This is a genomic window from Cellvibrio fibrivorans (genome assembly GCF_031457055.1).
Taxonomy (GTDB): domain Bacteria; phylum Pseudomonadota; class Gammaproteobacteria; order Pseudomonadales; family Cellvibrionaceae; genus Cellvibrio; species Cellvibrio fibrivorans.
On the sequence record NZ_JAVDVX010000001.1, the window covers coordinates 1,133,762 to 1,160,652 of the forward strand.

16 protein-coding genes are annotated in these 26,891 nt (G+C 50.6%); 10 read left to right on the forward strand and 6 right to left on the reverse strand.

What is annotated here, in order from left to right:
- Positions 1 to 20: 20 nt before the first annotated feature.
- The 4 genes from J2X05_RS04800 to ubiE form a co-directional block, all read right to left on the reverse strand.
- Positions 21 to 1,838: a putative bifunctional diguanylate cyclase/phosphodiesterase gene (locus J2X05_RS04800; RefSeq protein WP_310069354.1), complete on the reverse strand. Its 1,818-nt coding sequence runs from the start codon at positions 1,836 to 1,838 to the stop codon at positions 21 to 23.
- Between the two features lie 203 nt (positions 1,839 to 2,041).
- Entirely contained in the window at positions 2,042 to 3,700 is a 1,659-nt protein-coding gene (gene ubiB, locus J2X05_RS04805; RefSeq protein WP_310069356.1) for a ubiquinone biosynthesis regulatory protein kinase UbiB, read from the reverse strand.
- Positions 3,697 to 4,329, reverse strand: coding sequence for a ubiquinone biosynthesis accessory factor UbiJ (locus J2X05_RS04810; RefSeq protein WP_310069358.1), 633 nt, complete (start codon positions 4,327 to 4,329; stop codon positions 3,697 to 3,699). The genes ubiB and J2X05_RS04810 overlap by 4 nt, the downstream gene beginning before the upstream one ends.
- Complete coding sequence (gene ubiE / locus J2X05_RS04815) at positions 4,329 to 5,078, reverse strand: bifunctional demethylmenaquinone methyltransferase/2-methoxy-6-polyprenyl-1,4-benzoquinol methylase UbiE (protein ID WP_310069360.1); 750 nt, start codon at positions 5,076 to 5,078, stop codon at positions 4,329 to 4,331. The genes J2X05_RS04810 and ubiE overlap by 1 nt, the downstream gene beginning before the upstream one ends.
- A gap of 233 nt (positions 5,079 to 5,311) precedes the next feature.
- On the opposite strand from ubiE, the gene J2X05_RS04820 reads away from it, so the two are divergent.
- The 9 genes from J2X05_RS04820 to J2X05_RS04860 all read left to right on the forward strand — a co-directional run bounded on the left by J2X05_RS04820 (position 5,312) and on the right by J2X05_RS04860 (position 19,714).
- On the forward strand, positions 5,312 to 5,812 hold the full coding sequence (locus tag J2X05_RS04820) for a helicase (protein ID WP_310069362.1): 501 nt from the start codon (positions 5,312 to 5,314) through the stop codon (positions 5,810 to 5,812).
- Between the two features lie 280 nt (positions 5,813 to 6,092).
- Complete coding sequence (locus J2X05_RS04825; RefSeq protein WP_310069364.1) at positions 6,093 to 8,345, forward strand: Orn/Lys/Arg family decarboxylase; 2,253 nt, start codon at positions 6,093 to 6,095, stop codon at positions 8,343 to 8,345.
- Positions 8,346 to 8,460: 115 nt separating this feature from the next.
- Positions 8,461 to 11,439 (forward strand): MG2 domain-containing protein, encoded by a 2,979-nt coding sequence (locus J2X05_RS04830; RefSeq protein WP_310069367.1) that lies wholly within the window; start codon positions 8,461 to 8,463, stop codon positions 11,437 to 11,439.
- Positions 11,388 to 14,120 (forward strand): alpha-2-macroglobulin family protein, encoded by a 2,733-nt coding sequence (locus tag J2X05_RS04835; protein ID WP_310069370.1) that lies wholly within the window; start codon positions 11,388 to 11,390, stop codon positions 14,118 to 14,120. The genes J2X05_RS04830 and J2X05_RS04835 overlap by 52 nt, the downstream gene beginning before the upstream one ends.
- A 108-nt stretch (positions 14,121 to 14,228) precedes the next feature.
- A complete protein-coding gene (locus J2X05_RS04840; protein ID WP_310069373.1) occupies positions 14,229 to 14,810 on the forward strand; it encodes a 2'-5' RNA ligase family protein in 582 nt (193 codons plus the stop codon).
- Positions 14,811 to 14,979: 169 nt separating this feature from the next.
- A complete protein-coding gene (locus J2X05_RS04845) occupies positions 14,980 to 16,380 on the forward strand; it encodes an MBOAT family O-acyltransferase (RefSeq protein ID WP_310069377.1) in 1,401 nt (466 codons plus the stop codon).
- A gap of 21 nt (positions 16,381 to 16,401) precedes the next feature.
- Entirely contained in the window at positions 16,402 to 17,718 is a 1,317-nt protein-coding gene (locus J2X05_RS04850) for an SGNH/GDSL hydrolase family protein (protein WP_310069380.1), read from the forward strand.
- Positions 17,715 to 18,944: a GDSL-type esterase/lipase family protein gene (locus tag J2X05_RS04855; RefSeq protein WP_310069382.1), complete on the forward strand. Its 1,230-nt coding sequence runs from the start codon at positions 17,715 to 17,717 to the stop codon at positions 18,942 to 18,944. Before J2X05_RS04850 ends, J2X05_RS04855 begins: the two co-directional genes overlap by 4 nt.
- A gap of 23 nt (positions 18,945 to 18,967) precedes the next feature.
- On the forward strand, positions 18,968 to 19,714 hold the full coding sequence (locus J2X05_RS04860) for a glucose 1-dehydrogenase (protein ID WP_310069385.1): 747 nt from the start codon (positions 18,968 to 18,970) through the stop codon (positions 19,712 to 19,714).
- A 74-nt stretch (positions 19,715 to 19,788) separates the two neighbouring features.
- Here the strand turns inward: J2X05_RS04860 and J2X05_RS04865 are convergent, their stop codons facing one another.
- Positions 19,789 to 22,131, reverse strand: coding sequence for a carbohydrate-binding protein (locus J2X05_RS04865; protein WP_310069389.1), 2,343 nt, complete (start codon positions 22,129 to 22,131; stop codon positions 19,789 to 19,791).
- Between the two features lie 473 nt (positions 22,132 to 22,604).
- Here J2X05_RS04865 and J2X05_RS04870 point away from each other — a divergent pair, with 473 nt between their 5' ends.
- Entirely contained in the window at positions 22,605 to 25,193 is a 2,589-nt protein-coding gene (locus J2X05_RS04870; protein WP_310069392.1) for a glycoside hydrolase family 3 protein, read from the forward strand.
- A 78-nt stretch (positions 25,194 to 25,271) separates the two neighbouring features.
- Here J2X05_RS04870 and J2X05_RS04875 read toward each other — a convergent pair whose 3' ends face one another.
- Positions 25,272 to 26,756: a tryptophan halogenase family protein gene (locus J2X05_RS04875; RefSeq protein WP_310069394.1), complete on the reverse strand. Its 1,485-nt coding sequence runs from the start codon at positions 26,754 to 26,756 to the stop codon at positions 25,272 to 25,274.
- Positions 26,757 to 26,891 lie beyond the last annotated feature (135 nt).

Genomic DNA, 26,891 nt, shown 5'->3' on the forward strand with positions numbered 1-26,891 from the left:
TTGTGAAGGTCAGGCGTTAATTACGACAAGCATTTATCCAGCGCCTGATAATTCATTGCTTCCGGGCGATGGTGATGATAGCCCTGCCCCCAGCTCACTCCGAGTTTATGCAACTGCGCGGCGACTTCTGCGGTCTCGACAAACTCGGCAATCACTTCTTTGCCGAGCGATGTGGCCATTTCCGCAATGGATTTCACCATCGCATAGTGCGCGGGATCGGTGTCCATATCGCGCACAAAAATACCGTCGATTTTTATTTTGTCGAACGCGAGTTGATGTAAATAGGCATAGGAGGCAAAACCGCTGCCGAAATCATCCAGCGCAAAATGACAACCCAGTTCGCGCAGGGTTTGCATAAACTGCCGCGCCGAATCGAGATTGACGATTGCCTGGGTTTCGGTAATTTCAAAGCAGAATTTATGTGCAGGCAAATTGTAGGTGGTAAAACTATTGATAATAAATTGTGCAAACTGTGGTTCGCGAATGGAAATGGCAGACAGATTAATGGACACCATATCCAACCGCTCCAGCAATTGCGGGTGCTGGGCAAATAAATTCAAGGTGTATCCTACAATCCATTTATCCAATTCGGGAATTAAATGCAAACGCTCAGCCGGACCGATAAATTCACCCGGTGAAATCATGCGCTGGTGAGCTGCGTCCCATAACCGCATTAACACTTCCAATCGGTATTGTGGTTTGGCACTACCCGCACTAGCGGGTAAAAATTCGATCATCTGGAACCAGGCGCGGAATAACTGGTTATGCACCGCATCGACCAAACGCGAGGCCCAGTTGATATTATCTTTATGCAAATTGCTGCGCTTGGCTGCTTCCTCGTAACTGAAAATGCCGCCGCGCGCTTCGCGCTTGGCGACAAAAATGACTTCGTCAGCGGCGAGCATCACTTGATCGTAACTCACCATAATGCGCGTGAGCGGCACAGTGGCGATTGAGGCCGCAAGTTTGAATTGGCGGTCCTCCCATTGGAAATTAAATTGCTCCAGATGTTTTAAAATACTTTGTGCAAGCGCCAAGCCTTTATCACCTTCATCGCAATAGGTCACTACTGCAAACCGATCGCCGCCGAGCCGGGCAAAAAAATCATTGCGCGTTAATAACCCGGCGATGCTATCGGAAAACTGCCGCAATAATTCATCGCCAGCAATGCAACCACAACTCTCATTGACCAAACGGAAGCGGTCAATATCGATCAATAAAAAAGAGGCGCTGATGTCTTGTACCTGGATACGGGCAAGCAGTTCGGATACATGGGCTTCAAGGGCATTGCGGTTGTGCAGGCGGGTGACAAAATCGTGGGTGGCGAGGTAGTTGAGGCGGTCTTGCATATAGCGCCGCTCGTTGATCTCCTCGCGCAGCTGGCGGTTGGCGATAGTGAGTTCGGCGGTGCGTTCGCGCACCTTGCCTTCCAGTTCGCGGTTAAAGGATTTGAGTTCCGCCAACATCATTTGCCGTTCGAGCTGGTGGCGCACGCGCGAGCGCACTTCGTCGGCATTTATGGGTTTGGTGATGTAGTCGGCGCCGCCGACACGGAAGCCCTGACTGATATCGTCGGCGCGGGCGGTGACAAAAATAATCGGGATTTCGGTGGTGGCCAGTTCAGCCTTGAGACGGGTACAGACTTCAAAGCCATTCATATCCGGCATCATCACATCGAGCAGGATCAGGTCTGGCAGGCGCCGCGCGGCAAGCTCCAGCGCGCGCTCGCCGGAGGTGGCGACAATCAGTTGGCAATCCAGATCCTCCAAAATGCCACTGAGGACATCCAGATTTTCCGGGGTATCATCGACCAGCAGGATACGCGTCGCACTCGACATGACAATAAAGTCCTTAACTATTGTTGTCATCGGATAATAGCAGACGGGAAAGGAATAGCTACGCGCCGGTTATGAAGATTTGTTAGGGCAAATCGTCACCAGGGATATTGATGATCTAAGAGCCAAAACAGTGCCCGACTCCAGCACTGTTTTAACGTTGAACTGCGCTTGCGGAGGATGACTTCCAGCCCCCGGCCATTTAGCTATTTTCTAAACCAGAGCGCCACCATGCCGAGCGCGGCCAGCACAATAGTCGAGGGGGATACGTCGGTGATAATCCAATCGCGCAGCACGGCAGAACCTTGCAAGTCTTGATATAAGAAATAACCGGCGGCACCAAAAGCCAGTAATGCGATTAGCTTGCGCCGCCCGCGATGTTGGTGAAGGTTGCGATGCGCAACATCCGCTTCCAGCGCATCCAGTTTTTGGGCGATGAGCGGCACTTGCTGCAGGCTGTTGAAAATAAGGTCAGGCACTTGCGGGAATTTTTCCATCCACTCGGGTGCGTAGCGTTTGAGTTCACCCCACAGGGATTTGGGATGGAAACGGTTTTTCAACCAGCGCTCCAAAAACGGATGGGCAGTGGCCCACAAATCCAGATCCGGGTAGAGCTGGCGACCAAGGCCTTCAATATTGAGCAAGGTTTTTTGCAACAACACGAGTTGCGGCTGCACTTCCATTTCAAAACGGCGCGCGGTGCGGAATAAACTGAGCAGCACATTGGCGAAGGAAATATCTTTGAGCGGCTTGGCAAAAATAGGCTCGCAAACGGTGCGTACTGCTGCTTCCAATTCTTCTACCCGTACCGTCTTGGGAACCCAACCGCTTTGTACGTGCAGCTCGGCCACCTGACGGTAATCGCGGCGAAACATCGCCAACAAATTACGCGCTAAATAATATTGGTCTTCACGCGTGAGCGAGCCGACGATTGCCATATCCACCGCGATGTACTGCGGCAGCTGCGGATTTTTTCGAGATACAAAAATATTGCCGGGGTGCATATCGGCATGGAAAAAATTGTGCTCGAACACTTGGGTGAAAAAAATCTCCACGCCGCGCTCGGCGAGTTTTTTCATATCGGTATTCTGCGCGGCCAATGCATTTACATCCGTCACCGGAATGCCGTAGATGCGCTCCATCACCAATACATTAGCGCGCGTGTAATCCCAGTAAATTTCCGGCACATACAGCAGCGGAGAATTTAAAAAGTTGCGGCGCAGTTGTGAAGCGTTAGCCGCTTCGCGCTGTAGATCCAGCTCATCAAAAATCGTGGTGCGATAATCCTGCACAATTTCCACCGGATGCAAGCGCTTACCATCGAGCGTATTTTTTTCAACCCAGCGCGCCACCAGCAGTAACAGCTCAACATCCTGCGCGATAATATTTTCAATGCCGGGACGCACAACTTTGATGACCACCTCGCGCCCATCTTTCAGCACCGCCGTATGTACCTGTGCGACTGATGCAGATGCCAGTGGCGCATGATCATAGCTGGCAAAAATATCACTGACGTTTGCACCCAGTGAGGCTTCTACTATGCGTTGGAATTCTTCGTTCGGGAAAGGCGCTACATTGTCTTGCAGGTGATTGAGTTCCTGCACTATATCGTCGGGAACCAGATCCGGGCGGGTAGACAGCAGCTGGCCGAATTTTACAAAGATTGGCCCTAAATCTTCACAGGCGCGACGCAGGCATTCACCGCGCGACATTTTTTCACCACTGGCAGAGAGTGGTTTGGGGAAGAGTCCAAAGAAAAATAACAGGAATCGCGCTGCCATAGGCAAATTGGCAGGCAGCAATTGATCAAGGCGATAACGTGCAAATACGCGCAGGATTTTTAATAACCGGAAAAAAACAATCACGGATTTGATTTCTCTTTAATGTTTTTTCTATTAATGATCGTTTCAACACGCGCCGCTGCGCGATCTACCGCCAAACGCAAGTCATCGACCTGGCGATAAAAATCTTCCAATTCGTGTTTGCCCGGTAAAATTTTTAATTCCTCGGTGAGGAATTCGCCGGTGAGACGCTGTGCATTTTTAGCACTATCTTTTGCCCAACCTAACTTTGCGCGAATCAGTTGTGCAGCTTGATGACCAACAATATCGCCCGTGAATTGGCTGAGCATTTCCTCCCAGTCGATATCGAGATTTTTCACCAGGCGTTGCAGGTCGGCGAGCAAACTCAAATCGCCCATCACCGTGACGCCGCTGCCTTTTAAATTGTGGATTTCGGTTTGCGACAATTGCGCCAGCGCGAGCAGTGATCCAGTGATGCGCGTATCCACATCGCCATCCCAATTGCCCATCAGGCGCAATTCGTCATCCATCGGCATGATAAAAAACTGCAGCGCGGGTGCCGTAATTTGCACGGCGAGAATTTTTCCTTCCAATTGCGCAAGGCCGATGCGCGTGGCCGGGTCGTAACGCAGCGCGGCGTTCAGCATTTTTTCGGCGCTGGCGAGTGCAGCGATGGTTAAGGTGTTGGCCATTAGGGTTTGATGCCTTTGTGCAGCGCGACTATGCCGCCGGTCATATTGTGAAATTCAGTGCGCACAAAACCGGCGTTATCCATCATCTCTTTCAAGGTTTGCTGATCCGGATGCATACGGATCGATTCGGCGAGGTAGCGATAGCTCTCGGCATCGTTGGTCACCAGCTTGCCCATAAACGGCAGCACTTTGAAGGAATAGGTATCGTAAATTTTGCTGAGTATTTCGCTTTGCGGTTTGGAGAACTCGAGCACCAACAAACGGCCGCCCGGTTTCAACACACGCAACATGGAACGCAGCGCCATATCTTTATCGGTCACGTTGCGCAAACCGAAAGCGATGGTAATGCAATCGAAGGTGTTATCGGGAAAGGGCAGAAATTGCGCATCGCACTGGGCGAAATTGATATTGCCGGCAATGCCGCGATCGGTCAGGCGGTCGCGCCCCACGCCGAGCATGGACGCGTTGATATCGGCGAGCACGACTTGCCCATTGCTGCCGACGAGCTTGGCGAATTGATAACTTAAATCACCCGTGCCACCCGCGATATCCAATACTTTATGCCCGGCGCGCACGCCCGAAGCTTCAATGGTGAAACGCTTCCACAGGCGATGAATGCCTGCCGACATCAAATCATTCATCACATCGTATTTGGCGGCGACTGAGTGAAAGACCTCGGCGACACGTTCGGCTTTCTCTTCAACAGGCACTTCCTGAAAGCCAAAGTGGGTGGTTTTTTTATCGTTCATAGTGGAATCCAAAGGCAGGCAACCCAAGCGGGCAGGGTGGCGGCATTGTACTGGCATTGGGTGGACATTGCACAGCGGCACTTGGGTTGTGATTTGGCAGGAACAAGTGCCGGATTAAAGCGTCAGAAGGAAAATTTTGATAGTTTTTCAATGCTCATTGCGTAAAATCCCCGCCACTATCGATTCATATCCCCTGGTCATCACTTATACGACAGCGGAGGAAGGAACAGCCTATGCGCGCCCTCGGATTTATCATCTCACTCCCCATCGCACTGCTCATCGCCAGCACCAGCCAGGCCAACGAACTCAAACCCTTCACTACCGATGGTTGCTCACTCTGGATTGACGGTACACCGGAAAAGCCCAACCTTTGGCGCCACTGCTGTGTTGCCCACGACCTGGATTATTGGAAAGGCGGTAGTGAGGAGGCGCGCAAAGAATCCGACGAGCGCATCCAGGCCTGCGTCAAAGCAGCACAAGGCCCGGGCATGGCCAACTACATTTACAACAATGTGCGCTGGGGCGGCAGCCCTTATTGGATGAACCATTACCGCTGGGGTTACGGCTGGGACTATTTCGACGGTCTTTGGCCGCGCGGCTATAAAGTACCTACAGCGGAGGAGCAGGCACAGATCGACCAGGCCATGCCCGCTGCCTTGCAGGTGATTGCAGATGATGCGATCAAACATCCGGCTAACGTAGCAACCGAAAAGGGTGGCGCCGGGGATAACTAATCTCCTCTGATCGACTTTTGATTGTAATAAATGGGTGTTTGAATTTGCCCAAGTGGATTACAATCGCCGCCGCAGTTGCACCGGTTTGGGACTAGACTCACTACCGGGCAATGCGCGGCCAAATGGCTCCAAATCGCGTCCGGTTTTCCTCGGTTTGCCCCTCAGGTGCGCCGGCCGGACGATGCGCCACGCAACCAGTCTTTGCAGTACCTAACAAGCACCACCCAGAGGCGTCTCGCCAGCAAGTGAAATTCCAGCCTTATACTTTTATGGAGACTCCATGAAATTTCGCTTTCCCATCGTCATCATCGACGAAGACTTTCGCTCCGAGAATACCTCGGGTTTAGGCATACGCGCGCTCGCGGACGCCATTGAAAAAGAAAGCTGGGAGGTAGTTGGTGTTACCAGCTACGGTGACCTGTCGCAATTCGCGCAGCAACAATCGCGCGCCTCTGCGTTTATTTTATCGATCGACGACGAAGAATTTGGCAGCGGCTCACTCGAAGAGACTGACCACGCGCTCAAATCCCTGCGTGCGTTTGTGGAAGAGATTCGCTACAAAAACGCCGACATCCCGATTTATCTGTACGGCGAAACCCGCACTTCACGCCATATCCCCAACGATATTTTGCGTGAGCTGCACGGCTTCATTCATATGTTTGAAGACACGCCGGAATTTGTGGCGCGCCACATTATCCGCGAAGCCAAATCCTACCTCGATGGTTTGGCACCGCCGTTTTTCCGCGCACTGGTGCACTACGCGCAAGACGGTTCCTATTCCTGGCATTGCCCCGGCCACTCCGGCGGCGTGGCCTTTTTGAAATCACCTATCGGCCAAATGTTCCACCAGTTCTTTGGTGAAAATATGCTGCGCGCCGACGTGTGTAACGCGGTGGAAGAACTCGGCCAATTGCTCGACCACACCGGCCCAATCGCCGCGTCCGAACGCAATGCCGCACGCATCTTTAATGCCGACCACTGCTACTTTGTGACTAACGGTACTTCCACATCGAACAAAATGGTGTGGCACTCAACCGTTGCACCGGGCGATATCGTTGTCGTTGACCGCAACTGCCACAAGTCGATCCTGCACTCCATCATTATGTGCGGCGCGATCCCCGTGTTCCTGATGCCGACGCGCAACAACCTCGGCATTATCGGCCCAATTCCGCTGGAAGAATTCACGCCTGAAAGCATCGCCCGCAAGATCGAAGCAAACCCCTTTGCGCGCGAAGCCGTAAACAAAAAACCGCGCATCCTCACTATTACCCAATCGACTTACGACGGTGTGCTCTACAACGTAGAGACGCTGAAAAATATGCTCGACGGTAAAATCGATACGCTGCATTTCGACGAAGCCTGGTTGCCGCACGCCACTTTTCATGAGTTCTACAAAGACATGCACGCGATTGGCAAAGATCGCCCGCGCGCAAAAGAGTCGATGATTTTCTCTACCCAATCCACACACAAATTGCTTGCGGGTTTATCGCAAGCATCGCAAGTGTTGGTGCGTGAATCCGAGAAAGTAAAACTCGATCAGGATGCATTTAATGAAGCCTATTTGATGCACACCTCCACCTCGCCGCAATACTCGATAATCGCGTCATGCGATATCGCCGCCGCGATGATGGAAGCACCTGGCGGTCACGCGCTGGTAGAAGAATCAATTTTTGAAGCGCTCGATTTCCGTCGCGCGATGAAAAAAGTGGACGAAGAATGGGGTCAGGATTGGTGGTTCCAGGTCTGGGGGCCGGAAGAGTTTGCTGAAGAAGGCATTGGCACCCGCGAAGATTGGGTACTGCGCAGCGATGACAACTGGCATGGCTTCGGCAAACTCGCGCCGAATTTCAACATGCTCGACCCGATCAAAGCCACCATCGTTAACCCGGGCTTGTCGGTAAATGGCCAATTCAGCGATACCGGTATCCCTGCATCGATTGTCACTAAATATCTGGCAGAAAACGGTGTAATCATCGAGAAGTGCGGCCTCTATTCCTTCTTCATTATGTTCACCATCGGCATCACCAAAGGCCGCTGGAATACTCTCGTAGCCGCGCTGCAACAATTTAAAGATGACTACGACAAGAACCAGCCGATGTGGCGAATCATGCCCGAGTTTGCGCAAGCCAATCCACGCTACGAGCGTATGGGCCTGCGCGATCTCTGCCAGCAGATCCATGATTTCTACAAAGCCTACGACGTTGCACGCTTGACGACCGAAATGTATTTGTCCGATATGCAACCGGCGATGAAACCGTCGGATGCCTTTGCAAAAATGGCGCACCGCGAAATCGAGCGCGTACCTATCAATGAATTGGAAGGCCGCATCACCTCGATTTTGTTAACGCCCTATCCACCGGGAATCCCGCTGTTGATTCCAGGCGAGCGCTTTAACAAAACCATCGTCGATTATTTAAAATTCGCGCGCGATTTCAACGAACGCTTCCCCGGCTTTGAGACAGATGTCCACGGCTTGGTAAAACGTGAAGTGGATGGCAAACGCGATTATTTTGTTGACTGCGTAAAACAATAAAGCCCGGGTTCATCAACTCGATGCTATAAATAGAGAGGCCATCCCGCGCAAGTGGGGTGGCTTTTTTGTAGGCTTTCAGAAAGCCAAAAAAATCACAACCAAACAGGGAAATATTATGCGTGTTCATTGGTCTTCATGGTGTGCTGTTGCTTTGTTGAGTTTATTGCTCGGCGCTTGCGATAAATCCACCCCCGAGCAAAACAAACCGGCAACCGATGCAGCGGCCGCAGCCGAGGCGATATCGCCGAGTTGGGAGGCGCATATTGCGGATTACCCGAAGCGCTGGATTGCTGCTGAAGCACCCATGTACATTCGCTTCACTCACCCGGTGATTAGCGAAGCGGAAGTGAACACCGCGTTCAACCCCAAACAATTGTCGCTGGATACCAAAACGCCAGTGAACCTCACATTTACCTCAACCACCGAATTGCGCATCCAACCCGTTGAGCGTTTGCCCAACGATACCGAAATTCGCATCCGCTTGAGTGCCAATGACCTTGAAGGTATTGAGCAGTCGCTCGATGATTTTGAATTTACTGTGCGCACCATCAAACAGGATTTTGATCTGCGCGTGAACAGCCTAAGCGCGGATGAAGACGATGATGAGCTGATGCGGCTTAGCGGTGTAATTACCACTGCTGATACCGTTGCGTTGGATGAAGTGAAAAAAATTCTGCGCGTTCAAGTTAATGACCAACTCATTACCGATACGATTTGGACGCAGGAGCTGGACAATAAAACCCATTCGTTTTTAATTACCGGCATTATGCGTGGTGAAACCACCGGCAACATCCATTTGGAGTGGGATGGTGCAGCCATCGGCTCGAAAGACAAGGGTTCGCGCGATCTGGAAATTCCCGCGCAAAAAACCTTTCAAATTACCGGCGTACAGGTGATTCGCGAACCCAATACCGCCGTTGAAATACAATTTTCCGAAGAACTCGACAGCACACAAAATCTCAGTGGTTTAGTGACACTCGCCGGTAAAACAGTCAATGCCGTAATCGACGGCAGCGTGTTGCGCTACACACCGGAAAATCTGGATTCGGGCGAATTGGATTTAGTGGTAAGCGGCAGCGTCAATAGCAAAAATTCCAAAAGTCTTGGTAGCGACTATCAACAAAAAATCGTATTGAATTTAGTGAAGCCGCTGGTGCGTTTTGTCGGCAAAACATCCATCCTGCCACCGGCCAGCCAAATTTCCGTGCCCTTTGAAGCGGCAGGTGTCGATTCAGTACAAGTCATTGCGTTTAAAGTTTTCGCCAATAATGTTGGTCAATACTTGCAAGATTACCAGCTGACCGCCGCTACAGCAGCAACCGATACTGGCCGCTATCTCTGGCGTAAAACCTATCGCCTACCGGAAATTCCACGCGCAGGTGTCGAGCGTTTTAATCTGGATCTGAGTGAATTAATGGCGCAGCATCCCGATGGATTGATTCGTTTGGAATTGCGCATCGACCGCAGTAATTCGGTTTATAGCTGCGAGCAAACACGCCCCACCGAACCCGTAGCAAAAATGCCTGAAGATTCCGAGGGCGAAAATTATTATGACCGCGTTGAAGAACCGGCATGGTATCAACAATATTATCAATCGAGCGGTTATTACAATTACAGCGAGCGCAACAATCCCTGCGACGATACTTATTATTACTACGGCGATGAAATTGCATCAGCGCGCAATTTTATTGTGTCCAATATCGGGTTAATGGCCAAGCGCGGCGATGGCAATCAGCTGCATGTGATCAGCACTGAACTCGGCAGCGCTAAACCTATGAGCGGTACTGACATCACCGCTTACAACTATCAACGCCAACCAATAGGCCAAGGCACTACCGATAGTTACGGCATGTTGCAGATGACAACGGATGGTGTGCCTTTTTATCTTGAAGCGCGCAATGGCAAACAAATTGGTTATTTGCGCGTGCGCACCAGTGAAGCTTTACCCACCAACCAATTTGATGTGAGCGGTGAACATATCAAAGGTGGCTTAAAAGGTTTCCTCTACGGCGAGCGCGATGTGTGGCGCCCGGGCGACGATATTTTCCTCACCTTTATTCTTGAAGATAAAACCCAACAGCTACCGGCGAATCACCCGGTCACCCTGGATTTATTTGATCCGAGCGGCAAAAAAGTGCTGAGTCAAACCAATGTACAACCGGTTAAGGATTTTTATACCTTTAATTTGAAAACCGAAGAAACCGCACCAACAGGAAATTATCGCGCGGTGGTGCATGTGGGCAATCGCTATTTTGACCAGATTTTAAAAATCGAAATGGTTGTACCTAATCGCATCAAAGTAGATTTAACGCCAGCAGAAACGCCGCTGCGCATTGGCAATATGCCCACGCAAGTCACCTTGTTTGCGCAATGGTTGCAAGGTGCAACCGCAAAAAATTTAAAAGCCGATTCCGAATTAAAACTCAGTTCACGCAAATCCGTATTTGCCGGTTTTGAGCAATTTAATTTTGATGATCCGGTGCGAACCTTTTCCGGCAGTGCGCAAAAAGTATTTGATGGCAAATTGGATGAAACCGGCAACGCCAGCTTCCCCGTCAATGTCAGCCTGTCGTCGCCACCACCGGGCAAACTCACCGCCTCATTTATGACCCGCGTATTTGAAGAGAGTGGCAACTTCAGCACTATTTTGCGCCCTTACGAATTGCTGCCGTTTGATAGTTGGGTCGGTATTAATATCCCCAAAGGCAGCGGCTATATGGATGCGATTGGCCGCGATGAAGATCACCCGATTCTGATCCAAACATTAAATGCAGAAGGAAAAGCAGAAGCGCAACGCACCGTTGAAGTGAATGTGTATGAAATCGGCTGGCGCTGGTGGTGGGATGAAGAGAGCGAAAATCTCGCGGAGTATTTTAATAATTCCTCCCATCGCGCGGTGGCGACTGAAACATTAGTGAGCGATGAGAACGGCCGCATTAATTGGAAACTCGAAAAAAATAAATACGACTGGGCCGCCATATTATCCGTGTGTGCGATAGCGACGCCGGTGACAATGGCCACTGCTCTGGCGAGGTTGTTTATTTGGGCTGGAGTTACGATTCATCGGCAAGCGCCGACTCCGCTACGCAATTAATGCTCTCGACTGACAAAGAAAAATACAACGTCGGCGATATCGCCAAAGTGCGTTTACCCAAAGCGCGCGAAGGCCGCATTTTGCTCAGCATTGAAAATGGCAGCCAGGTATTGGAATCGCGTTGGTTAGATTTGCAACCGGGTCAAACCGAAATTGAAATTCCCGTTACCCAAGCCATGGCGCCCAACGTGTATGCAAACGTGGCGTTGTTGTTGCCGCATCAGGAACGCGTAGCTGAAGCACCTATGCGTTTGTACGGCATAGTGCCGCTGTTGGTGGAAGACCCGGCCACACGCTTGCAACCGCAATTGGATGTACCGGAAAAAGTGCGCCCAGAATCTGAATTTGTGATTAAAGTCAGCGAGCAAAATCAACGTGCGATGACTTATACATTAGCGATGGTGGATGAAGGTTTGCTCGGCCTCACCAATTTCCACGCGCCCGATGCACACGATTATTTTTACAAGCGCGAAGCACTGGGCGTACGCACCTGGGATTTATTTGATCAAGTGGTCGGTGGTTACGGCGCATCATTGGAGCGTGTATTGGCCGTCGGTGGTTCCGATGCGGCACTGGAAGCCGAACGCAAACGCCGTGAACGTCGCTTCCCTCCCGTCGTAAAATTCCTTGGTGCGTTTGAATTAAAAGCCGGTGAAACACGCGAGCATAAAATTACCCTGCCACCTTATATGGGTGCGGTGCGCGTGATGTTGGTGAGCGGTGACACGGCCAACGATAAAAAGAAAACCGAAGCCATTACGGCCTACGGCAGCATTGAAAAAACCGTAACGGTTACCCAACCAGTCACGCTCTTTGCTACCTTGCCACGCGTGCTTGGCCCGGGTGAGTCGGTAAATTTGCCGGTGAATGTGTTTGTGAGTGAAGCCAATATTCGCGATGTCGAAATTTCAGTTGAAGCCAATGAAATTTTCACCGTAGAAAAAGGGTCAGCAACACTGAGCTTTAGCGAACCGGGCGATGCGATTGCGAGTTTAAAACTCAAAGTGAATGATCGCATCGGCAAAGGTCATGTCAAAATTACTGCCCGCTCTGGCGAAGAATCGGCCACGCAAGAAATTTATATCGACTCACGCGCTGCCAATCCACCGACCACAGTATGGGAATCCAAATTATTGCAACCAGGCGAGACCTGGAAATCGCCGCTGCAAGAAAATGGCATGATCGGCACTAACCAAGCCAGCCTTGAAGTCAGCACGCTGCCACCGCTTAACCTTGAACAACGTTTGGAATATTTGATCGGCTATCCACACGGCTGCATTGAACAAACAACCTCGGCAGTATTTCCGCAATTGCGTTTGGCAAAGTTGGTGAATTTAACCGATGCGCAAAAAGCAGAAATAGAAAGCAACATTAACGCCGGCATCAAACGCCTCAGCAGTTTCCAACATGCGAGTGGCGGCTTCTCTTACTGGCCGGGCGATGGTTATGTAAATGAATGGGCATCCAGCTATGCGGGGCATTTTTTATTAGAAGCGAAACGCGCTGGTTATTCTGTTCCAAAAACCTTGCTCGATAATTGGGTGAAATACCAGGCGAGCGCTGCGCGCAATCCGCAAATTAACGGCAATTATTACGATGAAGTGGTGTTGTCTTATCGCCTCTACACCCTCGCTTTGGCCGATAAAGCCGAATTGCCTGCGATGAACCGTTTGCGCGAAACATTTAAAACCAATGTGAATAGCAACCAACAAGATTACCGCATGCCCGCGCGCTGGTTGCTCGCAATGGCCTATCAACATGTGGGATTAAAAGATGCCGCGCAAGATGTAATGGGCCCGCTCTCCAACAACGTACCCATTTATAAAGATGCAGGTTACACCTACGGCTCGGATATGCGCGACCGTGGTTTGTTGCTCGCAACTTTAGTGAGCTTGAACGCGGATAAAGATCTCACCTGGCAAGTGGCTGAACAAGTTGCAAAAGATTTATCTGGGGAGGGCTGGTATTCCACGCAAAGTATCGCTTGGGCATTATTGGCCATGAGCGAATTTTCAGCGGCCAATGTTAGCAGCAACGGCGTGAAATTCGCCTATCAACAAGCGGGCGAAAGCAGTTGGCTTACGCAAGCCAGCAACAATGCATTTTTCCGCACTGCGATTAATGATCCGCAAGTGAGTGTACGCAACGATCACGACAAACCCATCCGCGTATTAGTAAGTAATCGCGGCACTCCTGCCAATTTACTTGAAGAGCCGAGTAACGATGGCTTGGCAATGAAGGTGGATTTTTTAACGCTGGATAACAAACCGCTCAGTGTTGAACAATTACCACAGGGTCAGGATTTTGTTGCGGAAGTTACTATCTCCGGTGAGTTCGATAAATTGCTCACCAGCAATATCGAAAACATTGCACTCACTGCAGTAGTGCCGAGCGGTTGGCAAATCCGCAACGAACGCCTTGAGGGCGCGCAAATGCCCAAAGGCATCGACTACATGGATATCCGCGACGACCGCGTACTCGCCTACTTCAGTTTGTGGCGCGACTACTATTGGTACTACCGCTATCAGGAAAACAATCAAACCAGCGTTAGTCTGCGCATTATTTTAAACGCGAGTTATGCCGGTAAATTCTATTTACCTGGTTGGCATACCAGCGCTATGTACAATGAAAAAATACATGCGAAGACTAAGGGGTATTGGGTTGAGGTTGGGGCGAAGTAAAAATGTTTTAGCTCTCTAATGTTTATATGTCCATGTGTTGTTTGCGTTGGAGAGCTCGAAAGTTATTTTGCATTTTGTGGTGCAGCGTATAAATGGTGAGTATTAACAATGAGCGCTCAGCTTTCTCTAGACGGTTTCGACTCTCCCGTACTTACGGATAGTCTGTTCTATGCGCTGCTGCCCGATGTAGAGAGCGCAGGGCAGATTGTCGATTTGGCGCGGCGGCTGCGCGCTGATCACCGCCTTAAGGGCGCGGTGATACCCAGCGAGAGACTGCACGTGACGCTGGCTTTCATTGGCTCTTTTGCCGGTCTGCCAAAGACCGTTGTTTCGAATGCCGTCGTCGCGGGCGAGCGCTTCGAGGGCACACCGTTCGACGTGACGTTTGATCGTGTGCAGAAGTTTGGTCACGACAAACGTGCCGTCGTCTTGCGGGGAGGAGAGGTCGCCACTGCGGTGAACGAGTTTCAACGCAGCTTGGTTACCGCCATGCGTTATCAAGGGCTGAAACCTGCGAGTCCCTCGGGCTTCACTGCGCACCTCACTTTGTTATATGACGACGGCCCAGTGGTGGAGGAGCATGTTGTGCCCATCAGCTGGACGGCAAGGGAGTTCGTGCTTGTGCGTAGTCTGATCGGACAGAGTCGCTATGAAATTCTGGGGCGCTGGCCACTTCAGTCACGCGTCTGAACTTTGCATGATGTATGCCGGCGCATTCATGCATGCGCGCATTACCCGCAAAGCAATTATCAAAACATAATCCGTCCGTCATCCCCCTCACAGATTTTACGCGCCAGTTTGGCTATGATGGCCACCTGCTTAACTGTGTTCCCGTTAAACGTTTATATGGATGTTGTACATGCATTACCTCTCGCCGGAATTCGGACTCGTTTTTGTTGGCTTTTTGTGGCTCTACTGGTGGTTGGGTTCGGCGCGGGGGGTGAAGGCGCAGAACTTGTTGCTGTTGGTGGCGAGCTACCTTTTTTATTGCAGCTTTGATTGGCGCTTTGCGTTTCTGCTGCTGAATTTCTCGCTGGTGATTTTGGCCTTGGCGCAAGCGGTGCAGGGGCACCATGGCAATCGGCGGCGCTGGCCGGTGATTGCTGGCGTGGTGCTCGCGCTGGTTAACCTTGGCATATTCAAGTACTACAATTTTTTCCGCGAAGAGTCTTTAGCGCTGCTAACACCCTTGTTTAACGGGGCGAGTTTACCTGTGCTGGAATTTGTATTGCCGGTGGGGATTTCGTTTTACACATTCCAGGGTTTGGCCTATTTGATCAGTGTCGGGCGCGGCGAATGTAAACCGGCGAACCTATTCGACGGCTTGTTGCACCTCTCGTTTTTTCCGACCCTGTTAGCGGGGCCGATTTGCCGGCCGAATGAGTTATTAACGCAAATCCAATCGCCGGACGAACGTAAAATCGCCGCGCCGGAAGTTGCAATTTTATTGATCATCTCCGCGCTGATAAAAAAAGTCTGGCTCTCAGCTTGGCTGGCGGAGGAGTGGGTTAACACGGTGTTTGCCAACCCGGATGCTTACCACTCGTTGGAATTACTGTGCGGTTTAATGGCCTATGCCTGGCAATTGTTTTTTGATTTTTCCGGCTACACCGATGTGGTCACTGCGCTCGCGCTGCTGCTCGGATTTAGTTTGCCGGTGAATTTCCGCCAGCCTTATCTCGCTACCAGCTTGAGCGATTTTTGGAGGCGCTGGCATATCACCCTGTCGCGCTGGATTCGCGATTATGTGTACATCAGCCTCGGCGGCAACCGCGCGAGCTGGGGGCGTACGCAGATGAATTTATTGATCGCGATGGTTCTCTCGGGTTTTTGGCACGGCGCGAGCGCTACCTTTATAGTTTGGGGTTTATGGCACGGGCTGGGTTTGATCGCGCAAAATTGCTGGCAAAAAATTACTTCATTCACCTTGCCCGATGCGATCACGCAGTGGCTGACCTTTGCATTTGTGTGTTTTGGCTGGCTGCTATTTCGCGCGGAAGATTGGGAATCGGTAACCACTTACGTCGCCGGTTTTAGCCGTTGGGATACTTTGCCCAGTTTGAATTGGATGGGCTTGCTGGCAGCCATGGTAGTGTTCTTTATGCTCGCGCGCCGTGCTGAACCTATGATGGAAAAATCAGCCGCTGCCCTGCGCGTGTTGCCCTGGTGGGGCCAGGCATTAGCATTAGTCGCCAGCGCCTTGCTGATTATGGAATTGGCACCGGCGGGTATGCCGGGTTTTATCTATTTCGGTTTTTAACGTTTTCAGGACCACGACGTTATGAGTAGCACACAGGATATGGAATCCCAACACACCAAAGCCTTACTCGGCATCACCTTCGCCAGCTTATTGCTAGTGGCGTTGAAGGGCAGCGCTTTGTTGCAATATTGGCAGCAGACGCACCATATTTTGCTGGAATTCGGCAGTCTGCCCAGTGCCAGTAGTTATCTGCCCGATACACGCTTAATCAAAGAATGGAAACGCCAGTGGGATAACACCCAGCAGTATTGGTCCGGGATCATCGATCAAAGTGAAAGCCGAATGCTGCTTGCTGGCCAACTGTTACTGTTGGGAGATGAGGCACTACCCGAGCCAGAGTTGCCGGTCGTCGTTGCACCTGTGTGCCCAAAACAGGAAGTGATTACCCAGGCTTGCCCCGAACCTGTCGCCCCGCCAAAGCCGGTTGCTTACGAGACACCAGCAGCAGCGATGGCCGAGACGCTTACAGTTGCCAGCGCGCAAACCAGCATCGCAATCGATACCGCGGCCGCGAACACAACTACCGAATCAATCGATACGCCGGACGAATCGCAACCGGGTGAACCACTGCCCGAAGCAACTCCTGAAGCTATTACCGCCGCGCAAGGGCCAATCCTGTTGGGTGCCAATGACCGCATTTTGCTGGTGGGCGATTCTTTGATGCAGGGCCTGGCGCCGCATTTGATCACCAATCTCAAGCGCAAATACAAAGTCGAATCCATGGACTTGAGCAAGCACAGCACGGGGCTAACCTATCCAGCATTTTTTGATTGGCCAGCCACAGTGGAAGATGCATTTGAGCTGGAAGACTACTCGGTGGTGATCGTTTTTCTCGGCGCCAATGATCCTTGGGATATGACCATTCAGGGGCGCTACATCCGTTTTGGTTCGGAGCCTTGGGCCGCGGTGTATCGCGAGCGGGTCGCGCGCATTATCAACACCGCTGCGGCACATCGCGCGCGCTTGGTCTGGCTGGGCGTGCCGCCGTTAGGGCGCGAAGATTTGATCGGCAAAGCGCCGACACTCAATGCTATCTACGCCGAGGAAGCGAGCAAGATGCCGCTGTTTGCCCGTTTTGTCGCCACTGACCCAACCCTCACCGCCGATGGCAGTAGCTTTACCAAATTTCTCGAACTGCCCGAGCGCGGCAGTGTTATGGTGCGCACTGACGATGGCGTGCACTTCACTACCCAAGGTCATCGCCTGCTGGCGAACCTGACGCTCACCCAATTTGGTGCTGCACCACCTGCTGAAAAACCGGTGGAAGACGCTGCCAACGCAACTGACGGTACCGATACCGGCAATACCGCCACCAACAACAAGATCACCCAACGATGAAGTATTTAACCCTCTGCTTATGGCTGCTGGTTTTAGCCAAGGCGATGCCTGCCGTAGCAGCCAACAAAACCACACCGCTGCTCGATTATGGCGACCGCAAAGCCCCGGCGCTCTGGCAAAGCTTGCGCGATCTGGAAGATAAAAAGCGGCAGGAACCGATCCGGATTATCCAATTGGGTGACTCCCATACCGCAGGCGACTACTTTACCGGCCAACTGCGCCAGCGCCTGCAAAACCAGTTTGGCAACGCCGGTATCGGCTGGCTTACACCGGGATACATCACCAACCAGCGCTCCAGCCAGGTATTGCTGCGCAGCACTGGCAGCTGGAAACTCAGTGACGCCAAACAGCACAAACATTCGGGTGTGTTTCCGGTCGGCGGATTTATCAATACCTCGGCTGGTAACTCGATCCTCGAAATCAAAGTCAAAGAAGTGCCTGCTACCGGGCAATGGCGTTTGAACATCTGGCAGAACTCCCGCCAAACGCCCTGGAGCCTCGCGCTGCCCGGCGGCAAAGTGCACAAGTTACCGGGGCAAGGTGATGCCAAAGCACCATGGCGGTTGAGTACCCAAGAGCTGGATGCAAACAAGGTGAGCGGACTGAAACTGCTCGCGCCTTCGGGTGGAAAACTGGGCGGCGTTATTTTGGATCGCATGGCGCCCGGCATTACGCTGGATGCACTGGGCAATAACGGCTCGGTCGCCAACGTTATCAACCGCTGGGATTCCTCTACTCTGCGCAACCAACTGCAATGGCGCAACCCGCAGTTGATCATCCTCGCCTACGGTACCAATGAAGCCTTTGGCAAAGATCTGGTGCCGGAGACCTACGAGGCCGAATTGCGCCAGGCGATTAGATCTCTGCGCGGCGCCGCTCCGGAAGCAGCTATTTTGTTAGTAGGAGCACCCAGTTCCGCAAAATCCCGCCCACCGCACATCAACGTTGGCTGCCGTGTACCGCTGCCGCCGAGTTTGATCAAAGTGCAGAACAGCCAACGGCGCATCGCCCGACAGGAAGGCACACTCTATTGGGATTGGAGCGCGATGATGGGCGGCAATTGTGGCGCGCAATTCTGGCTCAAACAAAAAACGCCGTTTATGCGTCCGGATCTGGTTCATATGAGCCCCGAAGGCTATGTGGCGAGTGCCGACGCACTTTATGTTGCGCTGTTGGATGAAATGGATAAAGCGCTGAAACGCTTGGCTGTGGCGCAAAAAAATTAACCGGCTTGGTGCAAGGAGCTGAGATGTCGAACCCCGTTATGCTAATCACCGGCGCCAGCAGTGGCATAGGCGCAGCCACCGCACTACTCGCAGCCGAACGCGGTTACGATCTCGTCATCACTTATTTAACTAAACGCGCGCAAGCTGAAACGATTGCACAAAAAATTATTGCACTCGGGCGCAACGCTTTATGCGTACAAGCGGATGTGGGAATTGAGAGCGATGTGTTAAATCTCTTTTCGCAAATCGATAATACGTTTGGCCGCTTGGATGTACTGGTGAACAACGCCGCCATTTTGCGCCAAAAATTATTTCGCGATACCCAGGTTGCCGAGCTGGAAAAATTATTTGCGGTAAATGTGATTGGCAGTTTTATCTGTGCGCGTGAAGCGATTAAACGCATGAGTAAACTTGAGGGAGGAAATGGCGGTGCGATTGTCAATGTTTCATCTATTGCCGCGCGTTTTGGTTCGCCGCTTGAATATATCGACTACGCCGCAAGCAAAGGCGCAATTGATACATTTACCATGGGGCTTGCCAAAGAATTAGTTGCCGAAGGCATCCGTGTCAACTGTGTGCGCCCCGGCATTATCAATACGGAATTGCACGCAAAAGGTGGCGAGCCAGGACGGATTGATCGTATCGCACCAACCATTCCTATGCAGCGCGCAGGTGAGGCTGATGAGGTTGCCAACGCGATTTTATGGCTCGCGTCTGATGAAGCTTCTTACATCACCGGCAGTTTGCTGGATGTAAGTGGTGGGCGATAATCCCTTACACAACAATTTCCCAATAAAAAAATGGCAGAAAATCTGCCATTTTTTTATTGCACAGTTTAAAAATTTTACTGCCGCTGGATATCTACAAAGGGACTGTAGACACCGTTTTTATCAAACGCGGCGATTTGGAAAATATAATCGCCTTCGAGCCAATCAAATTTGTACGACTGCGTCCAGGGGTCATTAATAGAGACGTAGGTGTATTTTGTGTCCGCCGTTTTTTTATAACGAATTTCATAACCACCCAGTTCATCAATATAGAGTTGCGCTCCGTTTTCGCGTTTATCCGGCGCCATCCAGGTAATGGCAACAGGCCCCGCCACATGAGCTGCTACTGATGAACTTGACCAGCTCGACGAACTCATCGCCGGTGTAGACGATGTTGAAGAGCTTGATGAACTCACTGCAGGTGCGGAACTGGATGAGCTGGAAGAAGATACTGCTGGTGCCGACGAACTGGCTGCACTGGAAGCATTTGCTGCCCCTGCGAACTCCATTTTGAACCAGTTGAGATTAAAACCGCCGGTTGCTGCAACTATTTTTAAATCCTGCACACCTTTTTTCAGTGCCACTGTATGCTCAACCTCCTTCCAGATTTGGAAGCCGCCCGTAGATGGCACTGATACACGCCCTAACTCAACATTAGCCGCTGAGTGCAGTGCAATTTTGCCAGTGCTGACGGTGCTGGCAACGCGATAGGTAATTTTGTAATTACCATCTGCTGGCACGTTGATGCCGCTGTAAGTCATCCATTCACCTGTCGCTATGCCGGCGACATTTTGACCGCCGCCAACATCGGTTGTAGTTTGGTTAAAAACACCAAACATGGATGAATAACTTTCTGCTTCAATAGTCTGGCTGACCGGAACCAGGCTTTCAATTTTCAGCCAATTGAAATTAAATCCACCGGTCTGCGCAAACACTTTTAAACTTTGTACTCCCTGTTGCAGGGTCAAGGTATGACTGATATCAGTCCAGATTTGCCAGCCACCGGTTTTGGGAATAGCCAATAAACCCAAATCAACGTTGGTGCCTGACTTGAGCATCATTTTTGCGGTGGTGTAAGGGCTGGCTACACGGTATGTGATTTTATATTCACCAGTGATGGGAATATTAATACCGTCGTAGAGCAGCCAATCATTAGTGCCAATTCCACCTACACTTTTGCCGCCGCCAACATCGGTAGTGGTCTCAGAAATAATTCCACTCATCGACGAATAACTTTCCGCCTGAAGGGTCAAGGGTGCGCCGGGCAGCACTGCTGCGGTGGGTGTTGCTGCAGCTACAATAGGTGCTGGGGCGGTAGCGATGACCACAGGTGGTGTAATCCCCGCTGCGGTATCTGCCTCAATTTTGAATGAATTGATATTAAATCCACCGGCTTTGGCGAATACTTTTAAATCCTGCACACCTTTTTGCAGAGTGACTGTTTGCACAACATCACTCCAGACTTGAAATCCTCCGGTTTTGGGAACCGATACTGTGCCTATTTCTACATCCGCACCGGATTTCAGGGTGATTTTGGCTGTGCTATAAGGGCTGGCGACGCGATAGGTAATTTTGTAAGTGCCATCTGCGGGTATATCCACCCCGGCATAATTCATCCAATCGCCAGTACTAATCCCGCCTACATTCTGCCCACCGCCGATATCTGTTGTGGCCTCAGTAATAACGCCGCTCATGGCAGAATAGTTTTCTGCTTCAATCGCTGCGTTAATTGACGTAATTTTTTCCAATTGAAACCAATTGAGATTAAAGCCACCCGTTTTGGCGAAGATTTTTAAGGTCTGCACGCCTTTTGGTAGAGTGACCATTTGGTCCACACTGGTCCACACTTGCCACCCGCCAGTTTTAGGCACCTTGAGTGTTGCCAAATCAGCATCATTTGCAGAGCGCAAAATCAAACTACCCGTCGTGTTAGGCGATGCGACCCTGTAGGTAATTTTGTAGGTACCTGCCGCCGGTAGATCGACACTGTAGGACATCCAATCACCGGTGCTTATACCGCCAATATTTTTTCCAGCACCGATATCAGTGGTATTTTCAGCAATTACACCCTGCATCGCAGTGTAGTTTTCCGCTTCAATCGTGGTGGGGGCTGTTCGCACCACATTGGCGGCTGCACTGGGTGCAAAAATCATAAATGGAGCGCAGAGTGCCATAGCGATGGAGGCATGGCGCAAACGCTGCTGCCAATTCAAACCGCGTTTTAGTTGCAACTGGTCAATAAAACCCAGTTCAATCAATATTTCACCGATCGGTGTCACTACGGCAGTAGTATCAGCGGGGTCTAACAAACGTTTGCGTCGCGATTGTTCTTTGATCGCAAGATCAAGTTGTGCGGGTGTTATAAGTCCTTTACTGACTAGGATGTCGCCTAAGCGCGTGAGCTCTTTTTTTTTGAACATGATGCCTCCAAAACTACAACCGCATGATTTTTCGAGCCGTTTAATGAATAGTTCAGAAATTAACCTGAGAGGGAGTTAGCTTTTTTAGTGTAGAAGATGATCAAGAATTTGTGATCTGTAACACAAGGAGTTCATTGCAATCTTTTCGCATATGAGCATATGCGGATATGCACTTTAAAAATGCATACATCTTTTATTGATAAAAAAACGGCTCGATTATTCATATTTCCTTATATGGTTCATCCCTCCAAACCTGATATTTGCATCATAAAAGGTAAAGTTTATTCGCAGGATGGTCACCAACTGCTACCTTTTATATGCGAATACTTGCGCAGCTGTCGTTTTGACTACTGCATATAACCAATATTGATTATCATCCTGCGCCCCATTGATGCAGTTGAATTAATTGTTGCGATTAATCGAATTGGCATTTCTTTGTTTCAACTCTTTATTTGAATAACAGGTCATCCACTATGAACAATAAAGTACAGCTTCGGTCACTGGTATCAGGCGCCGTTCTACTTTCGCTGCTTGCCGGGTGTGATGCCCAAAAAACGGAGGCTCCAGTAGCGACTACGCCTCCTGCGAGCACAACCACGGCGGCCAAAGTGGAGTGGCCGGCGATTACCAGCGCGGTTAAAAAAGACCCGGCAGTGGAAACTCGCATTGAGGAGCTGCTGGCAAAAATGACGTTGGAAGAGAAAATCGGTCAGCTGATCCAACCAGAAATCAAATTCCTGACCCCTGAAGATATCAAGCAGTATCACGTGGGTTCCGTGCTCAACGGCGGCGGCAGCACCCCTGGCAGCAACAAATACGCGACCATGGAAGACTGGGTAAAACTGGCCGACAGCTTCTACAACGCCTCCATCGATAAATCCAACGGCCGTATTGGCATCCCGATTATGTGGGGCACTGACGCGGTGCATGGCTTGGGTAACGTCGTCGGCGCCACCCTCTTTCCTCACAATATCGCCCTGGGTGCAACCAACAACCCCGAACTGCTAAAACAAATCGGTTGGGCGACTGCTCGTGAAATCGCTGTCACCGGCCTGGATTGGGATTTCTCCCCCACTGTTGCCGTAGCGCGCGATGACCGCTGGGGCCGCGCCTATGAAAGCTGGTCGGAAGACCCACAAATCGTCGGCGCCTTCGCTGGAAAAATGGTGGAAGGCCTGCAAGGTGAAGGTGGTTCCGAGAAATTTTTATCCAATGAACACGTGATCTCCACCGCCAAACATTTTATTGGCGATGGCGGCACCTTAAACGGTGTGGATCGCGGGCCGACCCAGGGAGATGAACAGCAAGTGCGCGATATTCACGGCGCCGGTTATTTCAGCGCATTGGAATCCGGTGTGCAGGCGGTAATGGCCTCGTTCACCAGCTGGGACGGCACACGTATGCACGGCCATAAATATTTGCTCACCGATGTGCTCAAGGGCCAAATGGGTTTTGATGGTTTGGTCGTCGGCGACTGGAGCGGCCACAGTTTTATTCCCGGTTGCACCGCCGTAGATTGCCCTGAATCACTTATGGCCGGTTTGGATATTTACATGGTGCCCGAACCCAACTGGAAAGATTTGTACAACAATTTATTAGCGCAAGCTAAATCCGGTGAAGTTACTGCCGAGCGTTTGGATGATGCCGTGCGCCGGATTTTGCGCGTAAAAATCCGCGCCGGATTATTTGAAAAAGGCGCTCCATCTACTCGCCCACTTGCCGGCAAAAAAGAATTGTTGGGCGCGCCAGAACATCGCGCCGTTGCGCGTCAAGCTGTGCGCGAATCGCTGGTGCTGTTGAAAAACAAAAACAATCTGTTGCCACTCGCGCGTAACCAAAAAGTTCTGGTTGCAGGTGATGGCGCAGATAATATCGGCAAACAAGCGGGCGGCTGGTCAGTAACCTGGCAAGGTACCGGCAACGTGAATTCTGATTTCCCCGGCGCAACTTCTGTCTACGCAGGTATCAATGAAGTCGTGAGCGCAGCAGGCGGCAAAGCCACACTCAGTGTCGATGGTTCATTCAGCGAAAAACCCGATGTTGCGATTGTTGTGTTTGGTGAAGATCCCTACGCAGAAATGCAGGGCGATGTGGGCATGCTTGCTTATAAGCCACGCAACCCAAGCGATCTGGAATTGCTGAAAAAATTGCGCGCGCAAAATATCCCCGTTGTGTCTTTGTTTATCACCGGGCGCCCACTGTGGGTCAATCGCGAATTAAATGCATCAGATGCATTTGTCGCCATTTGGCAACCGGGTACGGAAGGTGCTGGTGTGGCAGATGTGATTTTCAAAAATGCAGCCGGTGAAATTAATTACGATATGAAAGGCCGTTTGAGTTTCTCCTGGCCCAAGCACCCCGACCAAACTCCACTTAACCGTGGCGATAAAAATTACGATCCACTCTTTGCTTACGGTTTCGGCTTAAGTTATGCCGACAAAGATACACTTGCAGACAATCTGCCTGAAGACGGATTAAAAGCAGCAGAAGCCTTGGATGTGTTGGAAATTTTCAACCGTCGCCCGATGGAACCCTGGCAATTGGAAATTATTGGTTACCAAAACGATGTAGTGCCAATGAACAGCAACACAGTTAAAGCTTCATCGCTGATGATCCAAGCGGTTGACCGCGATGTGCAAGAAGATGCACGCCGCGTGCAATGGAATGGTTCAGGCAGTGGTCAAGTGGCATTGTCAGTCGCTAACCGCCAGGACTTTATCAATTACTACAGCAGCGATTCCGCATTGGTATTTGATATCAAAGTTGATGCAGCACCCAGTGCAACCACTTACTTGCGTTTGGGTTGCGGCTCTTACTGCGCATCAGATATCGACCTGAGTGAAAAACTCAAAGGCTTCGCCGGTCAAGGCTGGCAAACTGTCACAGTGCCTTTCAAATGCTACCCAACGTCCGGTGCTAATTTTGGTATTGGCCAACCACCAGAAGAATACTGGACGCAAATCCTGCAACCATTCTCGCTCATCACCAGCGGCACTTTGGATATTACGTTCGCCAAAGTCAGTGTGGTGAAAGGTGCGGGTAAAGATGTTGCTTGTCCGTAAGAAAATAGCTGTCACGTTAAAATAAAAATCCCCGCCAGTGTAAGCTGGCGGGGATTTTTATTTGCTGGCAGAAAATAATTACATATCCGCTTTGCAATACTGATTAACAAACTCCTGGTGGTTTGGTAGCTTGCTCACCGCATCCGCAATTGTATTGCGGGTATTGGTTAGGTGCCGCACCAACTCTTCATCCGACATCGTCTTGAATATCGAGTGATGATTCCGGGGCATAAGGCCTTGCCCCAGCATAACGTGCAACCACGAATCAAGCCGGAACAATTCCGGCTCACGCGGAAAAGCAAAGCCGTTTTCTTTGAACAGCTCAAGGCGATGCGATAAGGAGTCCGGGACACTCATATTCTTACAGTAACGCCAGAACTCGCTGTCTTCACGCGCCGTAGCGTGATAATGCAAGATGATAAAGTCGCGGATATTTTCCAGTTCTGCAATAGATTGCTGATTGTATTCATCGATAGATGATTGAGTGACACCGTGAAATGGAAACATCTTCATTAGCCGGACGATCCCAATCATAAACATATAAATACTGGTTGACTCTAGCGGCTCAACAAATCCGCTCGACAATCCTAATGCAACACAATTTCTATTCCAAAACGCTTTGCGCCGACCCGTTTTATATTTAATGACTCTGGGCTCGGTTAACACCTTGCCTTTAACGTTATTCAACAGATGCTGCTTTGCCTGGTCATCGGACATGAAATCATTACAAAAAACATTGCCGTTACCGACTCTATGTTGTAAGGGGATATGCCATTGCCAGCCGGCGTGATGGGCAGTGCAGGTTACATAGGGTTTAGCCGGTTCAACGGATTCCGTCTGTATTGCGATAGCACTATTACACGGCAGCCAGTGCGACCAATCTTCGTAAGGTGTCTTTAATGTTTTATCAATCAATAGGCCAGTAAAGCCCGTGCAATCGATAAATAAATCACCATCAACCACTTCCCCTGATTCCAATAGCAGTGCTTTGATATCGCCATCAGGATGTTGTTGGACCTGTTGGATTTTTCCCTCAATCCGTGTGGTCCCTAATTTTTCGCTAAACTGCCGCAGATATTGGGCGTAACGGGTGGCATCAAGGTGATAGGCATAATTAATATTGCCTTTTTTTGATATGGCGAATTTATTCGCTTTAGCGGCTTGCACTTCCAGGCTGTATTCACCAAATGCCGCATGGATACCTTTGCTTTTTCCGTGCAGCCAAAAGTGTTGGAAATCGGCGAGGTAACTGCCTTGCCCGGTAGAGCCAAAAGGGTGAATGTATTCGTCACCGATTTGGCCCCAGTTTTTAAATGAAATGCCTAGTTTGAACACGGCATTGGTGGCACGCATAAACTCTTGTTCATCAATTCCCAACAGGGAGTGGAAGGTCCTCATCGGCGGGATAGTGGCCTCGCCTACACCAACAGTTCCAATTTGCTCGGACTCAACCAACACGACGTCCAGTAATTTTCCAAGTTGTTTGGAAAGGGCCGCCGCGGCAACCCAACCTGCGGTGCCGCCACCCGCTATTACGACTTTTTTGACACTATTATTTTTCATCACTAACGACTCATCAATAGGTTATTTAGATAAACAATTCCACCTAGCGGTTAAGTTTGTTCAGCAGCATAGCACGTAACATTTTGCTCTTTGTCAAATTCATTTCACCAAGATATCCGCGTGCCTCTTCAGGTA

What these genes read in the sequence shown, in the direction of transcription:
- J2X05_RS04800 (WP_310069354.1), bottom strand. Translation starts at nt 1,838, where the DNA reads ATGTCGAGTGCGACGCGTATCCTGCTGGTCGATGATACCCCGGAAAAT.
- J2X05_RS04810 (WP_310069358.1), bottom strand. Translation starts at nt 4,329, where the DNA reads ATGGCCAACACCTTAACCATCGCTGCACTCGCCAGCGCCGAAAAAATG.
- ubiE (WP_310069360.1), bottom strand. Translation starts at nt 5,078, where the DNA reads ATGAACGATAAAAAAACCACCCACTTTGGCTTTCAGGAAGTGCCTGTT.
- J2X05_RS04820 (WP_310069362.1), top strand. Translation starts at nt 5,312, where the DNA reads ATGCGCGCCCTCGGATTTATCATCTCACTCCCCATCGCACTGCTCATC.
- J2X05_RS04825 (WP_310069364.1), top strand. Translation starts at nt 6,093, where the DNA reads ATGAAATTTCGCTTTCCCATCGTCATCATCGACGAAGACTTTCGCTCC.
- J2X05_RS04830 (WP_310069367.1), top strand. Translation starts at nt 8,461, where the DNA reads ATGCGTGTTCATTGGTCTTCATGGTGTGCTGTTGCTTTGTTGAGTTTA.
- J2X05_RS04840 (WP_310069373.1), top strand. Translation starts at nt 14,229, where the DNA reads ATGAGCGCTCAGCTTTCTCTAGACGGTTTCGACTCTCCCGTACTTACG.
- J2X05_RS04845 (WP_310069377.1), top strand. Translation starts at nt 14,980, where the DNA reads ATGCATTACCTCTCGCCGGAATTCGGACTCGTTTTTGTTGGCTTTTTG.
- J2X05_RS04850 (WP_310069380.1), top strand. Translation starts at nt 16,402, where the DNA reads ATGAGTAGCACACAGGATATGGAATCCCAACACACCAAAGCCTTACTC.
- J2X05_RS04855 (WP_310069382.1), top strand. Translation starts at nt 17,715, where the DNA reads ATGAAGTATTTAACCCTCTGCTTATGGCTGCTGGTTTTAGCCAAGGCG.
- J2X05_RS04860 (WP_310069385.1), top strand. Translation starts at nt 18,968, where the DNA reads ATGTCGAACCCCGTTATGCTAATCACCGGCGCCAGCAGTGGCATAGGC.
- J2X05_RS04865 (WP_310069389.1), bottom strand. Translation starts at nt 22,131, where the DNA reads ATGTTCAAAAAAAAAGAGCTCACGCGCTTAGGCGACATCCTAGTCAGT.
- J2X05_RS04870 (WP_310069392.1), top strand. Translation starts at nt 22,605, where the DNA reads ATGAACAATAAAGTACAGCTTCGGTCACTGGTATCAGGCGCCGTTCTA.
- J2X05_RS04875 (WP_310069394.1), bottom strand. Translation starts at nt 26,756, where the DNA reads ATGAAAAATAATAGTGTCAAAAAAGTCGTAATAGCGGGTGGCGGCACC.